The following is a 15769-nucleotide window of genomic DNA, read 5'->3' on the forward strand; positions in this document are numbered from 1 at the left end:
ATAGATTGAAAAACTATTAGAATAAACCTGATCAATATAATATTTAATACCTGTCACAATTTAAAGCCCTTATTAATAACATGACGTTCGTTATAAAAAAGAAGATATCGGTAATTATACCATCTTATAATGAAGAAAAGAATATAAGTTTTTTAATTGAGCAAATCAATGAAACATTGAGTCATACCAATTACGATTATGAATTAATTTTTGTTGATGACGGCAGTAGCGATAATACTTTAAATGAAATAAAATTTAACGCACAGTTACATGCCAATGTTTTTTATATAGAACTTTCAAAAAACTTTGGGAAAGACCATGCGCTTAAAGCAGGTATTGCCTTGGTGCAGGGCGATGCTGTGATTACCATGGATGCCGATCTGCAGCATCCCCCGCTTTTAATATTAAAAATGTTGAAGTATTGGGAAAATGGTTATGATATTATTTACACCTACCGGCAAAGCAATAACCCACATGCAAAAGCTTATCAGAAAGCTACATCAAAGCTGTTTTATAAAGGCATCAATATGCTTTCAGATATTAAACTGGAGAATGGCACCGCCGATTTCAGGTTGATGGATGAGAAAGTGGTAAAACAATTGAAGCTGATTGACGAGTATGAAATATTTTTTAGAGGCATAGTGAAATGGGCAGGTTATAAGCAAATAGGTATTCCTTATACACCATCTAAAAGACATACCGGCGAAGCCAGTTACTCTTTCATTAAGCTGGTTAAGCTTGCAATAGGTAGCATTATGGCTTTTAGTGCCCGCCCTTTATATTTAGTTACAGGTATTGGTTTGTTTTTTTCGGCTATGGCCATATTATACATTCCTTATGTATTGTTTAGCTATTTTGCCGGCTACGCTGTTTCGGGTTGGGCATCTGTATTGGCTACGGTAGCTTTTTTTGGTGGTTTGCAATTGTTGGTGTTAGGTATAATAGGAGTGTACGTAGGTAAAATATTTATGCAGTCAAAACATCGTCCTAATTATATCATTCGGTCAACAAATCTTATAACGATCAAAAATATAAATAATGATTTTATTGGGGTTTGATGTAGAGGAATTTGATTTGCCTTTAGAATACGGTCGGTCAATATCTTTTGATGAACAATTGTTGATCTCTACCAATGGTACAAATTCAATTTTGGAGTTACTAAGATCTGCAAATATAAAAGCCACGTTTTTTTGTACTGCAAACTACGCGCTTCATAAACCTGATATTATTGCCAAAATTGTAAACGAGGGACATGAAATAGCATCGCATGGTTACTATCATTCCGATTTTAAACCGGCGCATTTAAAACAATCAAAAGAGGTTCTTGAAGATATTTCGGGTACCGAAGTGACTGGTTTTCGAATGGCGCGTATGATGCCTGTGGATGAGGCTGAGATTAAGGTGGCTGGGTATACTTACAATTCCTCCATTAACCCTACATGGTTGCCGGGGCGTTATAATAATTTTGATAAGCCGCGTACCTGGTTTTATGACAATGGAGTTTTACAGATCCCCGCTTCAGTATCACCATTAGTTCGTTTCCCGCTTTTTTGGTTAAGTTTTCACAATTTGCCTTTGCCTCTGATCAAATGGATGAGCTCCGCTACGCATCGCAAAGACGGATATCTTAATCTTTATTTCCACCCATGGGAATTTACCAACCTGCATAATAAAGAAAAATACGGTCTTCCGGGTTATATATCCAGAAATTCAGGAGAACCATTTATACTCCGGTTAAAAAACTTTATCATGTGGGCACAAGCAAAAGGATACGAGTTTTCCAGAACCAGTGACTTTACCTCCTCGGTAACAGGAGAACACCCGGTTATAAAAAAGTTGCTACCTGTTAAATAACACTTACAACTTTTTATCTCTTTTTGATCCTTACCAAACCATTAACTGTAGCAGCATAAATAACACCTTTTGAATCCTGTGCTAATTTATTAATGGTATATCCTGGCATAGGCGTATTATTATTGTGATAATTTTCCCAGCCATCTTTCAGGTTAAACCTTACCAGGCCCGATTGCTCTGTAGCTATCCACAAAACATGTTCATGTTGATCATACAGCATATCATTAACATGGTTTGATGGCATCCCTGAGTTTTTGTCATTGTATAGGACCCAGGTTCCATTGGCTTTTAGTACTGCTATACCTTCCTTGTCATTATCACCAGGAGTGGCATTACAGGCAGTTAAAGAGAAATATAGGTTGCCAGTTTCATCTTCTGTAGCATTAGAAATATAGGTGTCTTTTAACGGAGTATTGGATGTGTTAAAGGTAGTAGGCACGTTATGGTCAATCATAATACATCCTTTTGATGTACCTATCCACAAGCGCTTTCGGCTATCTTCATAAACATAATAAACATTGCTTGAGGGTAGTAGTGGAATAGTTTTTTTATTGAGTACCACAACTTTATCCTTTCTTAAAACTACAAGCCCGGCTTTAGTAGCAAAAAGAAGATCACCATGCCGGTTGTTTAAAATCCGGATAGCTCCGGGCGTTACAAATTTTTTAAAATCAAATATCTGCCATCCTGCATCACTATACTTATACATTTTATCATCAACATACACCCATTTATTATTATCCTTATCTACATTGATATCTGTTACGGCTGTTTCGGCAGTAAATGGAGAATTAAACTCGTTAACCGGGTTAAAGTTTTGACCATCAAACCGCGTTAATCCCTTAATGGTGGTATACCACAGCACATCGGTTTTATCTATAATGCAAGATTTGCTGATATTGTCTGGCAGAGGAGAATTGTACTTAGTCCAGGTTGTAAATTCATAAGAATTCAAAGATGGATTAGTATAGATAACTGTTTTATTATAAATAGTAGGGTCACCAGGAGGTTTTAACTCGGTTAGATCCATTCTTTGCATTTGACTGGATATTTTCCCATTCGCAAAGCGGAAAATCACATTTACAGATGCAGCAACAGGTTTGCCGTTTACTTTGGCGGCTCTCCATATATTACCATTTAAATACCTGATCAACTCCGCGGTTAAAGGACCGTTTGTAACGTCGGTATGACTAAGCACACAGCTAAAACCAGATGGCTCAACCAAAACCTGGAAGGATAGAGATCCATAAGCATCTTTCAAGATGTATTTGCGATTGATCTGATCACATATATAATCAAGTGTAAACTGGTCGCAAGTTGCTTTAGGATCACCACAGTCCATGCAAAAATTGGTCGCATTACACACGTTTATCTTTTCCAAAAAAAGATTTTGTGCAAAAAGCGGCGCAGGTACAAGAAAAATAAACAGGGTGATAAAGGATAACGTTCTAATTTTAAGTGGGTATAAGAATGCCAGCATTATGTTATAAATTAAAGAAAGCAAACGCAAAACACCAAATAAATATTAGTTAAATAATGTTAAACAAAATTATTAGTGGTTAAGGCTTTTACTCACATATAACAGCAGGTGCAGCAAAAAAGTATCTGAACGGGTAAAATGCCCAGAACTTGTTAGAAAATATTATTAATTTTAGAGTTGTTCATTATAGCCTGTAAAGCTTCTTTAGGGTGAATGTTTTTAAACTAAATCAGTGTAAGCTCCAGGTTGTATCATAATGTTTTATATGAAAAGATACGTTTTATTATTCCTGTTAATCAGCTCTTTTTCCGTATACGCCCAAAATACGATCAATAACTATAAATATGTTGTTGTGCCTGAGAAATTCAACTTCCTGAAGCAGAATGATCAGTATGGGTTAAATTCCCTGACCAAAGCTCTTTTAGCAGATAAAGGGTTTACGGTTTACTTAGATAACAGCGAGCTGCCAAGTGAAGTTGCCAACAACAAATGCCAGGCGCTAAATGCCGATGTATTAGAAAAGAGCGGTATGTTCACCACCAGCCTTACGCTTTTATTAAAAGATTGCCAGGGCAATATAATTTTTAAAAGCAAAGAAGGTAAAAGCAGGGAAAAAGAATATCGGGTTTCTTATAACCTTGCCCTGAGGGAAGCTTTTACTTCATTAGATGGAGTACCCTATGCTTATAATGGAGCAACGAATGCACAACCAATACAGCCAACGGTTACCGCCACTACCCCCGCAGCAGCTGTAAATACACCCAATCCAACTACAACTGTCTCCTCTCCGGCGGCAGCTGCTACAACCTCTCCGGCAACTGTAAACACAACTGCCAAAGCTGTAATTGCTTCATCTCCGGTAACAGTTTCAACTATTTCTGAAGAACCTGTGCAGGCAGAGAGTACGAATCCGCAGGCCGGAACTTTATACGCTCAGGCAATAGCCAATGGGTATCAATTAATTGATACCACGCCTAAAATAGTTTTAACCCTTCTAAAAACCTCGGTACAGGATTATTTTATTGCCAACAACGGAACTTCCAACGGTATCGTTCTGAAAAAGAACAATGAATGGTTCTTCGAATATTACAAAGGTGGTAAGCTTATTTCGGAAAAACTCTCGGTTAAATTTTAATTATCTCCATTGACATGATCCTTTGCCTGATATGAAACCGGCGGCCATGTTCTATTTATTGTAGTTTAAAATTAAGCTTTAAAAGCGTGCCCGCCAACGAAAATGCAGCATGATATGGCTCATTATATAATCTGGATAATTATTTTTTTTACCATAGCAGGAGTCATTATCCGTCCATTTAAAGTACCCGAGGCCATTTGGGCTACAGGCGGTGCCGTAGTATTGGTTATACTGCAACTTATTTCACCTGCCGATGCATTTTTGGGAATAGCCAAAGGCAGCGATGTTTATCTGTTTTTAATAGGTATGATGTTATTGGCAGAAACAGCCCGGGAAGAAAAACTTTTCGATTGGCTGGCAGCGCATGCCACCAAAATGGCTAAAGGATCATCAACCCGCCTTTTTCTTTTAATTTACCTGGTTGGTGTTATAGTTACTACGTTTTTATCAAATGACGCTACTGCTGTTGTACTTACGCCGGCGGTAGCCGCGGCTGTTAAGGCAGCTAAAGTTGAAAAGCAGCTCCCTTATCTTTTAATTTGCGCATTCATTGCCAATGCCGCTTCTTTTGTACTTCCTATATCAAACCCCGCCAACCTGGTTATTTATGGTAGTCATATGCCGCCATTATTACAATGGCTTCCACAATATATTATACCATCTATAGTGGCTATAGGAGTAACATATTTCATGCTTTATTTAACACAGCGTAAAACGCTAAAGCAAAAGATTGAATCTAATATCCTTATACCTGTACTTTCAGAAGGCGGCAGAACGGCAATTTTTGGTATCGCTATTACTGCGGTTATCCTCCTGGCTGCTTCGGCGCTGAATATTCAACTGGGACTTCCTACTGCAATTACAGGTATACTGACATCTGCTATTGTGATTATTCGGGCAAGGAAGAACCCCTTGACGGTTGTAAAGGGCGTATCCTGGAGTGTATTACCGCTGGTAGGTGGACTTTTTGTACTGGTTGAAGCCCTAAACAAAACAGGTATAATCCAAATATTAAATCTTCTCCTGCATCAAAGCGCACAGAATTCGGTTAACCAAACGGTATGGGGAAGCGGTGTCATCATTGCCTTTGCTTGTAACCTTATAAATAACCTGCCTGTGGGATTGATAACGGGTAGTGTTGTGCAGGGAGATCATATACCGGAAATTGTGAAAAGCGCTGCTTTAATCGGTGTTGATCTGGGACCTAATTTATCCATAACCGGGTCCTTGGCAACTATCCTATGGCTGGTAGCCCTGCGTCGCGAAGGACAAAGTGTAAGTGCATGGGATTTCCTCAAGCTTGGGTTTCTGATCATGACTGTAGCGCTTCTGTTTACCATAGCATCTCTGTGGATATAATGTTGTAAAAAAAAGACCTGGTTATGTATCAACAAAACGTCAGGTCTCGCTTTATTAACCCAGGCTCTTTGCTGCAAAAGCAGTTTTGATGTCATTCATTTCTCAGGCTTTTCACCGGATTTGCTCTGGCTGCTTTTACTGCCTGAAAACTTATGGTTGTAAGTGCAATAATTGTGGCAGCAAGTCCGCCGGCAACAAATAACCACCAGGCTATATTGATGCGATAGGCATAATTCTGAAGCCATTGGTGCATATAATACCAGGCAATGGGCGTGGCAATCGCGAAGGCGACCATGATGAGTATGATAAATTCTTTTGAAAACAAATAAACGATGCTGCCAGCAGTAGCACCAAGTACTTTACGGATACCAACTTCTTTTATCCGCTGCACGGCCATAAATGAGGCTAAACCATACAAACCTAAACAACTAAGGAATATCGCGATAGCTGCAAAAATCTTATACAATTGTGATAACTGATTTTCCTGTTTGTAAAAACTGGCTATTTTTTCATCCAGAAACTTGTATTCGTAAACAAAATCGGGATAGGTTTGCTCAAATACTTTTTTAACAGACGTCAGTGTAGAAGCCATGTTTTTGGTTGCCAGTTTGATGCCTATCTGGCTGTACATGGCTTTGTCTGTAGTTACGAGTAATGGTGCCATGTTATTGCGGAAAGATCTGTCATGAAAATCTTTCAACACACCAACAACAGGTCCATGCAGCACATCGTTCCACGTACTTATATCCTTGTTCAATATGTCTTCAGGCTTTTTAACCCCTAAATTTTTCAGCAGCGATTCGTTTACCAAAAATTCGCCTACGGTGTCAGATGGCTGCACATTTCTACCCGCTACCAGCGGTAATTTATAAGTGGGTACATATTCGTTGTCGGCAAATTTCACAATAGCCTGAAAATCTGCCCCTTTTACTGAACGATAAAATTTAACCGGGCTCCACATATCATTACCATTTTCAATGGGGGTGTTGGTGCTTAAGCTCACAGATTGCACACCATTTACAGTCAATAACTGTTTCTTTAAATAATCCAGCTTGCCGTCGAGTGTAGTATCTATACGGAAAGGGACATTGATAACGGCATCTTTATCAAAGCCCAGAGGCTGATTCATAAAATAATTCATTTGCTTTACAATGATGAGCGTTCCGATGATGAGCACTTGTGCTATAATGAATTGAAATACCACCAATCCTCTTCTTAATGAAATGCCCTGTGAATTATTTGATGTTAGTTTACTTTTTAGCGCATTAACCGGGTTGAAACGTGATAAAACAAGAGAAGGATAAAAGCCGGCAAGTGCGGTTACAATAATGGCAACGATCAAAAGAAATAAAATAATTGCGGGATTGTTGAATATGTTGAATGAAAGCGTAAGTTCTAAAAGTCGACTTAGATAGGGCAATGCCAAAATTGTAATAAGTCCTGCCAGGACTACAGCGCTTATAACTATCAAAAATGTTTCAACGATGAATTGAATCTGTAATTGAGATTTACTACTTCCTAAAACTTTTCTTACACCAACCTCTTTTGCCCTGTTAACAGCCTGTGCGGTAGATAGATTTATAAAGTTTACACAAGCAATTAATAAGATGAATGCCGCTATCAACCACAAAACATTGAGCAGCTGATGGCTGATTGTTTTGTTGCTATAATTACCTGCTTCTGCATCATAATGCACCGCACTTAATGATTGTATAATATGGCTATCCTTATTGTCGGCAGATTGCAACTTTCGGGAGTAAGCTCGTAATTGCTGATTAAAATTGTCAGCAGAAATATTTGGTGGTAACAAAATGTAGCAACCAAAATTAGACACTGTTTCGGTCCAATTGGTAGATTGTTCCAGGTAATCTCCGGTAAATCCTGTTCCAAAAGCTACAACCAGTTTTAGCTGAAAATCTGTATTTGTTGGTATGGTTGCCAGGATGCCCGAAACTTTCAATACGTCGGTACCGTGCTCGAATATATAGCCGCCTACCTGTAGCTTAATGGTTTTGCCTATCGCTGTTTTCCAGTCGCCGAAATATTTTTCAGCGATTTCTTTTGTAAGCAATACATTGTTAGGGTCTTTTAATGAGGCATACGAACCTGCAAGCAGGGGGAAATTAAAAATTTTAAAGAATGAAGGCCCTGCAAAAAATACACCCCGCTGCTCTTTAAATTTTTTTTCGGTATTTCCGTTATTGTCAACTATCAGTAATTGATCATTTTGGCTTGCAAAAACCGGAGCCACTTGTTCTATTTCAGGAAAAGCAGTTTTCAATCCCCGGGGTATTGGCAAAGGGAGGTCTTTCCCATAAGAAACATTTGCCGATTCGGCATGATGATATTCGGTTAAAACACGATAGATACGATTATTACCGGAATGAAAATTATCGAAGCTTGTTTGATATTGTATAATGATAAAGATCATCATACAAACGGCAATCCCAACTGCCAGGCCTGTAATATTAATAGCAGTATAGCTTATATTACGCACCAGATTGCGTTGTGCTATTTTCAAATAATTCCTAAACATATAATTGCCGGTTAATTTTTCACGAGACCACCATGGAGGGGTTTCATGATGCAATATTACCGGCGCAGATTGTGATCGGCTTCCCAAATTATAAGATGGGTACTCTTTTTTTAGCTCATTTTTATATTCCACCGGACTTTTTCCGGTCATTTGCTTAAAAATGCGACTAAATGTACTTTGAGAATTGAATCCCGATTCAAAAGCAATACCCAGGAGGGTAAGGTGATCATATCTGTGATCTTTCATTTTCCGTGTAACCGCCTGTACGCGATATTCATTGATGAAATCATTAAAGCTTTTTTTAAGCACTGTATTAATGATTCGCGATAACTCATGGGTAGTTAGTTCAAGCTTTTCGGCCAATGAGTTTAAGCTGAGTTCAGGATCCAGGTAATACAGGTTGGCTTGCACAGCCTTCTTCAGCCAAGTGCCTTTTTGCTTCATTTCGGCAGGAAGCGCGGGTTTTAAGAACAGGGGATGGACAATTAGCACACCAGCCTCCTGTCTTAAAAAAGCTGCGGCCGACATCCAGATAATCATTACCGCTAAAAGGAGAAACAAAGGATAATAAGCTTGTACACTTAATTGGTAATGGTAATAAAAATAATCGGCTGCTATAAAAGGAATCCACAATAGCCATAATAAACCGAAACCTTTCAATAAATTATGAAGCCAGCGTAATTCATATCGGTGCCGATCGCCTCCGTTAAATTTCATGCCTTGATAAAAGCGTTCTATCAGCCTATGAGATGCGTAAAAGTAAATGCTGACTGATATAAACATCAGCAATTGCAATATGGGGTTTAGTTGATAAAAGGCCGGTGTTTCACCAATAGCCACACCGGTTTTTATACTATCCCTCACCTCTAAGGCCTGAACACCTAAACCCACCAGCAACGGACTCAAATGCAACAGATCCTTCCAACGGAATTTATATTCCGGCTGGGTCATTTTAAGTACATAAAAATAGATCAAAGGGCCAATTGAGAGCGAAAATTGTAGCGGTAGCCAGCTCCAGTGCGAGAAGTAGGTCTCCAACCGGATGTCGACACCCAATACCCAAACCATCCATAAAACTACAACTGCCAGCGCCAGGCTAAGGAACCGGTTTGCCGGTTGATTATTTTTTTTGCTAAACCACAATAACAGGATAAATGTAAGCCCGATAAATACCGTTCCCAGAAAGATCAGGTCATAGAGGGTGATATGGAAAGTATATGTATTCAAGTTAATTGGCAGCATCAATCGCTGTTCCAAATTTATACCATATTGATATACAGATCATCAACTGATATTAAAAAAAGAACAATTTGTTTGCTCATATGTATTTAAAGATATGATGCGGAAAGCCAGCGCCTTTGTTTTAGCTATATTCTACCTGTTGCTCTCAACAGGCGCATTCGCCTGTATTGTGCATTGTACCTCCAAAATATTTTTTTCTTCAAATAATGAAATAAGCCAAAATACCTCTGATCGCTGTGATGACGAAAAGAGACCGGACTCTTTATACCTTTCCTCTTTTAACCATAAGCAAAGTGCTGATACCAGTCATCGACATAAAAAAGATGATTGCGGTCCAGGTAAAAACTGCGACTGCTGCAAAAAACATGGTATGTATGTGATTAGGGAAAATGTGCAGACCTCATGGCAAAACAATCTTATCGAATTGATAGCTGCGTTGCCACCGGTAACTTTCAAGCAGACAGAATTTAAAAGCGTACCTGTTTTATTGCATGATTACCCAAGGGCAACAGGTCCGCCGGTCGTTAACTATTTACCAATATACCTGAAAGTACGGTCTCTTCTCATCTGATATCAACGCTGCAATTCAAAGCAGGCATTTCTATTGCCCAAAATTTCCAGTAATATTTTTATTAATGCTGAAAGTATGAAATTAACCCGCCTGGCGCGTAACCCATGCTCAGGCCAGGTTATTTACCTACTGCCGTTAAGGCATTGTTATAACCGTATAATTGAGAAATTATGAATTTAAAAGTATTGTTAGCAGCTGTCGCTTATATTATAGCGGCGTTGCAAGTTAGTGCGCAGCAAAAAATGAACATGAGTGATTCCTCTGAGCATCACCGGATGATGGCTGATACGGCAAATGGTAAAACGAAAAAGATGCAGACTCCGATGATGAGTAACTCGCAGTCCCGTAACCTGCCGATGTCGAGAAGCGGGTCGGGTACAAGCTGGTTGCCTGATGCCTCACCTATGTACGGTGTAATGTTGCATGGAAACAAATGGACCTACATGCTGCATGGTAATGTTGATCTGCGCTATATCAAACAGGGTTTATTTAATAAGGGCAGCCGCGGGAGCGACAAAGTGGACGCGCCAAACTGGTTTATGGGCATGGCGCAACGTCCCTTAGGAAAAAACGGCTTATTACACCTTAACCTGATGATGTCTCTTGATGCGGTTACGGAAGGCGGCGGCGGATACCCGCTATTGTTCCAAACCGGCGAAAGTTGGAAAGGTATCCCGCTGATCGATCATCAACACCCGCATGATCTGTTCAGTGAATTATCAGCAAGCTACGCCTATTCGCTTTCCAAAAACACCGACCTCAGCATTTATCTCGGATATCCCGGAGAACCTGCCTTAGGCCCCGTAGCGTTTATGCACCGGCCATCGGCAATGGGTAATCCGGACGCTCCGATTAGTCACCATTGGTCTGATGCTACCCATATCACCTTTGGCGTAGCTACAATAGGGTTCAGGTTCAACCAGTTTAAAATTGAAGGTTCTTTATTTACAGGCAGAGAGCCGGATGAAAACCGTTACAACTTTGATAAACCGCGTTTTGACTCATGGAGCGGCAGGTTAAACTATAATCCTTCTGCTAACTGGGCTTTACAGGTTTCTCACGGCTTTATAAAAAGCCCAGAGGAGCTAAACCCTGACGAAGATGTTTACCGAACAACAGCCTCTGCAACCTTTAGCCTTCCGTTCGGGGATGAACGAACTTTTAATGCGACAGCTTTATGGGGATTAAACAAAACACCTGGTCATCAGGGCGATAATTCAGCACTCCTTGAAGCCGATATCCGGATTAAGAAATGGGAAGTTTATACCCGTTATGAATTTGTGCAGAAAACAACGGAGGAGTTAGTGCTTAATCCGGTTGCTTACGGAGATGATACCATATTCCCGGTCAACGCTGTTACTCTGGGTCTCAACTATGATCTGTTCAGATTGGGACCACTGAACCTTGCCGGTGGTGGACAGTTGATGTGGTCCGGAGCCGACAGCCAATTGAATTCCTTGTATGGTAAAAATCCAATGGCAGGAGAAATCTTTCTCCGCCTTTATCCAAGAATGATGAAAATGAAAATGTAAATCAAAAATTGTTGTTATGAAAATGGAAAAATCAAATTATAAAAAGTTTGGAGTAATCCTCATGATCTCGTTCATATTGATGTATGTGATCATGTTTTTAAATGTAGACGATGTAGATCATATCTATATCAACATGACCCGTTTCTATATGACACTGCTGATGATATCTGCTATGGCTATCTTAATGGTTGTGATGATGCCTATGATGTATTCCAATAAGAATATCAACACAGCGATCATTACCTCAGGCGTTGTCGTTTTTATTCTTGCTTTCGCTGGTGTACATACACAGACCGGTATTAGCGATATACAATATATGAAAGGTATGATACCGCACCATTCCATCGCGATCATGACCAGCAGGAATGCGCATATTAAAGACGCGCGTGTAAGAAAACTGGCAGATAATATCATTAAAACGCAGGAAAAAGAGATTGCGGAGATGAAAGCGATGATAGACAGTTTGAAAAACAACAGATAATTCAGAGGGAGTACCGCGTAGGTACTCCCTCCAAAATTTAAAGCATGGTGTTTCCAGGAACTATGGTCTGCCTACGATTGCAGGTCAGGAATGGCGGCAATGCCCAAAAACGCTATCTTAGTTCTTTGTGTTTGTTAGCGTTGGTAAATCTTATTTTATTGCTCCTTTATACTTGCTTGGGGTGATACCTGTATGTTTTTTAAAAAACTTACTAAAAAAAAACTGATCACTAAACTGCAATCGTTCTGCTACAGTTGCAACTGAAAGGCCAAGATCATCCAGCATTATCTTTGCTTCTACAATTACAATTTCATCAATCATTTCACTACAGGTCTTATTTGTTTGCTCCTTAACCATTTTGGTGAGATGCTTAGGTGTCATATAGAGTGCATCTGCATAAAATTGTACGCTACGTTCTTCCCTGAAATGCTGAAAAAGCATTTTTATAAATGATGTTAATATCTCTTCTTTCCTGGTTAATTGAACCAGTTCATTCGGCCGGTATTTTTTAAATAAAGCAGCCACTTCAAACATAAAAATATTAAATCCATGATGAATTATCTCTGTCTTAAACGGATGCTGATATTCGGGATCATCCAATTTTCGCAGCATTTTCATAACTTCATACAAAGCATTTGCATCTTGCTCCTGCAGCATCAGATAAGGATTGTTTTGTGTGGAGAAGAAACCAAATGATGGTATATGTTTTTCGCTAAGCCTGGCCTGTGCTAAAAAATCATGAGAAAAGTTAACCACTATTACTATAAAGTCATCGTCAGTTTTTTGAAACTGGTGAATTACATTGAAAGGAATAATCAGAAGGTTGTTCTTTTTGATGTGATAGTTAATCAGGTTAACCTGAAAATGTGCTTCTCCCGCAATTACCAGCCCGATTGAAAAATGATCTGAACGTAAGGGCCTTCCAAATTTTTCCTCACTGGGTTTCAATTCATCATTTGTGAAAGTGAGAAAATCTTTAACAAGGTCCTTTCGGCCGGCATCAATACTTACATCACTTATGGTATAATTATGAATTGAAGGGATATCTGTTTTCATAAACCTAACTGGGTAATTACACAAATAAAACCCCAAAGTAATTAAATTAATTGGGGGTTTCCTTAATCCTTATTTATATCATTTTAATAGATTTAAGTTTTTGAAGATGGTCTGATAATCATACCCAAACCTGATTTTTCGTAATATAAGTCAACATCCAATTGTACATGGTTTTAATACGGTTACTATAGTAGCTAAATAAGTTAAGTGTATAAACAGCCATATTGCTCAGGCAGAAGACCCTTTAAGGTGCATTTTTTAGCTTTGGTATATCTGCAACCGCTTTGTTACTGCCAATGTAGTTTATTGATTGATGTGTTTATTATGCATCCATTGAAATAGCATGTCATGGCCTTTTGTATTACCGTCATACAGATCCAGTATCAATGTTCCAAGCTCATCCGGATGAATATAATTATTTTGAGCCTTACTGTTTTTCTTATCAGGATCCACATACAAATGATAGTATTTCATATTAGTATTCTTCATTTCTTCGTAAAACATTTTGGCCATTTCTTTTTGCATACACAGCGATAATCGGGCAAGTTTAGCCTCGGTGGTCTTTATAGCATGGCTGGTAAAATCTATACTGATAAACATACCATGCCTGGACTTTTTCATGCTGCTAAAGGATAGCCTGGCGGCGACAAAAAACGCGGTTATATTTTGTTCAATGGTATATTCCCAATCTGTAATTTCTATCTGGCTAAGCGGCCGCGTGAGTGCAGAACCTTCAAAACAGGCAATACTTAAATCGATTTTGCCAAACCGTGAGATGATGTCATCAGTAATTTCCTCCGCCCTGTAAAAATCGGGATAATCGGCCAGCAGGGTAACGATGGAGCCACTGCCGGTAACTGCCTCAATTTGTTTGACCCATAACAGATCCTTTGCACTTTTTGCCGGTACAATAACAACTGCACTTTCTTTCAGCAGCATTTGTGCAATGCTTATCGCTATTGCGCCAGTGCTTCCGGTTAAAACTGCGACTTTATTTTTTAATGACATGTTATAAAGATTAACTGCTTGTGAAAACAAAGCAAATATTAGTATTAAGCAGGTGCATAACCATGTCTGTATGTGGTAACAATATGTCTAAATGGATTATTTCACTATTAGCAAGTGTTTGATTGACAGCGAAATGTAAAAACATATTTATTGTTCATGTTTTACTCTTAATGCGACATATACACATGCTTTCACTCCTTACAGACATTTTTTAACGCTGGTTTACCACCCAACTTTGTGCTGTTAATTAAAAGAACACACTTTAAATAATCACAATAATTAATGTTCACAAGTATGAAAATGTCAATAAGAACGAATACAGCACTATTAATTTTTCATTTTTTAATAGGATTAGTAGCGCTTACATCATGCGGCGGAAGGCCGCCAGCCGGTGGCCCGGGGGGACCAGCCGGTCCTGCACCTTATAAATCTGGAGAAGTATATACAGGTCCTGCAACTGTTTTTTACAGTTTTCCGGCCACTATTGAAGGCGAACAAAATGTTGAAATACGCCCTAAAGTTGATGGCTTTATCCAAAAAATATTTGTAGATGAAGGCGCAACGGTGCATAAAGGTCAGCCGCTGTTTGAATTACGAAATCCGCAGTACGAAGCTGCAGTACGAAGCGCGATAGCCGCTGTTAAGGTAGCAGAAGCCGACGTTCAGACAGCAGAAATGAACGTAGAAAAGGTTAGGCCTCTGGTAGAAAGAAAGATCATAAGCGATTATGAGTTGAAATCAAATCAGTACACCCTAAATTCAAAAAAGGCCACATTGGCATCGGCAAAAGCCGAACTGGTTAATGCTAAAGTAAATGTTAGTTATACTTATTTAACAAGTCCATCTAATGGCATTATTGGAAGTATACCCTATAAAGTTGGCAGTTTAGTAAGCAGCACATCTACAAACCCGTTGACAACGGTTTACAATACCAGTAACATTTATGTTTATTTTTCTTTAAACGAAAAACAGCTGCTTGAATTTTCAAGAACGGTAAAAGGCGCAACGCTAAAAGAAAAGCTGGCTACGATGGCCGACGTATCGTTGATACTGGCAGACGGCACCGAGTACCCGGCAAAAGGAAGAGTGGTTACGGCCAGCGGCCTCATCAGTACCGAAACAGGGTCTGTAAGTTTCCGGGCTAATTTCCCTAACACGCTCGGGCTTATACGCAGCGGCAGTAGTGCTACCATTAAAATACCCGTTAATATAGAAAATGCCATATTAATTCCTCAAAATGCCACTTATGATATGCAAGGCCAAAAGTTTGTATACACTTTAAGCGGTAAGGACAGTACTGTAAATACCGAAATACATGTATCTGCAAATCCTATAGGGAATTTATATGTAGTAGAAAGCGGCCTGAAAAAAGGTGACAAGCTTGTAGTAGAAGGGGTAGGTAACCTAAAGCCAGGCATGGCTGTTAAACCGCTGCCTGCTAATACCGACAGTTTATATGCGGCCGCCGGTAAACCGTCAAGCGCCAGCCATAAGTAAGCCAACTTACATCATGCT

The 15769-nt window shown here is 39.2% G+C and carries 12 protein-coding genes; 8 read left to right on the plus strand and 4 right to left on the minus strand.

Translation table 11 applies throughout. The features are described from left to right. Nucleotides 1-80: 80 nt before the first annotated feature. Entirely contained in the window at nucleotides 81-1058 is a 978-nt protein-coding gene (locus ACNURT_RS13175; protein ID WP_419698056.1) for a glycosyltransferase, read from the plus strand. Beyond that, on the plus strand, nucleotides 1039-1854 hold the full coding sequence (locus tag ACNURT_RS13180) for a polysaccharide deacetylase family protein (protein ID WP_419698057.1): 816 nt from the start codon (nucleotides 1039-1041) through the stop codon (nucleotides 1852-1854). Before ACNURT_RS13175 ends, ACNURT_RS13180 begins: the two co-directional genes overlap by 20 nt. A 13-nt stretch (nucleotides 1855-1867) precedes the next feature. Here the strand turns inward: ACNURT_RS13180 and ACNURT_RS13185 are convergent, their stop codons facing one another. Beyond that, a complete protein-coding gene (locus ACNURT_RS13185; protein ID WP_419698058.1) occupies nucleotides 1868-3235 on the minus strand; it encodes a ligand-binding sensor domain-containing protein in 1368 nt (455 codons plus the stop codon). A 364-nt stretch (nucleotides 3236-3599) separates the two neighbouring features. Between ACNURT_RS13185 and ACNURT_RS13190 the strand changes: the two genes are divergently transcribed. Together ACNURT_RS13190 and ACNURT_RS13195 are read left to right on the plus strand one after the other, a co-directional pair. Next, nucleotides 3600-4469 (plus strand): hypothetical protein, encoded by an 870-nt coding sequence (locus ACNURT_RS13190; RefSeq protein WP_419698059.1) that lies wholly within the window; start codon nucleotides 3600-3602, stop codon nucleotides 4467-4469. Between the two features lie 114 nt (nucleotides 4470-4583). After that, nucleotides 4584-5828, plus strand: coding sequence for an arsenic transporter (locus ACNURT_RS13195; RefSeq protein ID WP_419698060.1), 1245 nt, complete (start codon nucleotides 4584-4586; stop codon nucleotides 5826-5828). 91 nt (nucleotides 5829-5919) lie between these two features. Here ACNURT_RS13195 and ACNURT_RS13200 read toward each other — a convergent pair whose 3' ends face one another. After that, nucleotides 5920-9591: an ABC transporter permease gene (locus ACNURT_RS13200; RefSeq protein ID WP_419698061.1), complete on the minus strand. Its 3672-nt coding sequence runs from the start codon at nucleotides 9589-9591 to the stop codon at nucleotides 5920-5922. A 109-nt stretch (nucleotides 9592-9700) separates the two neighbouring features. Between ACNURT_RS13200 and ACNURT_RS13205 the strand changes: the two genes are divergently transcribed. From ACNURT_RS13205 to ACNURT_RS13215, 3 genes are all read left to right on the plus strand, one after another. After that, nucleotides 9701-10177 carry a hypothetical protein gene (locus tag ACNURT_RS13205; protein WP_419698062.1) on the plus strand — a complete coding sequence of 159 codons (477 nt, stop codon included), beginning with the start codon at nucleotides 9701-9703 and terminating at the stop codon, nucleotides 10175-10177. Between the two features lie 170 nt (nucleotides 10178-10347). Next, the gene (locus ACNURT_RS13210; protein WP_419698063.1) at nucleotides 10348-11709 is read left to right on the plus strand and encodes a hypothetical protein; all 1362 of its coding nucleotides are present in this window, start codon (nucleotides 10348-10350) and stop codon (nucleotides 11707-11709) included. Between the two features lie 16 nt (nucleotides 11710-11725). Beyond that, nucleotides 11726-12190 (plus strand): DUF305 domain-containing protein, encoded by a 465-nt coding sequence (locus tag ACNURT_RS13215; RefSeq protein WP_419698064.1) that lies wholly within the window; start codon nucleotides 11726-11728, stop codon nucleotides 12188-12190. A gap of 150 nt (nucleotides 12191-12340) precedes the next feature. Here ACNURT_RS13215 and ACNURT_RS13220 read toward each other — a convergent pair whose 3' ends face one another. Then, a complete protein-coding gene (locus ACNURT_RS13220; RefSeq protein WP_370994395.1) occupies nucleotides 12341-13246 on the minus strand; it encodes a helix-turn-helix domain-containing protein in 906 nt (301 codons plus the stop codon). Between the two features lie 303 nt (nucleotides 13247-13549). After that, nucleotides 13550-14254, minus strand: coding sequence for an SDR family NAD(P)-dependent oxidoreductase (locus ACNURT_RS13225; protein WP_419698065.1), 705 nt, complete (start codon nucleotides 14252-14254; stop codon nucleotides 13550-13552). 294 nt (nucleotides 14255-14548) lie between these two features. On the opposite strand from ACNURT_RS13225, the gene ACNURT_RS13230 reads away from it, so the two are divergent. Continuing rightward, the gene (locus ACNURT_RS13230) at nucleotides 14549-15751 is read left to right on the plus strand and encodes an efflux RND transporter periplasmic adaptor subunit (RefSeq protein WP_419698066.1); all 1203 of its coding nucleotides are present in this window, start codon (nucleotides 14549-14551) and stop codon (nucleotides 15749-15751) included. Nucleotides 15752-15769: the final 18 nt, after the last annotated feature.

It is taken from the genome of Mucilaginibacter sp. NFX135 (assembly GCF_048565145.1).
In the GTDB taxonomy this organism is placed as follows: Bacteria; Bacteroidota; Bacteroidia; order Sphingobacteriales; family Sphingobacteriaceae; genus Mucilaginibacter.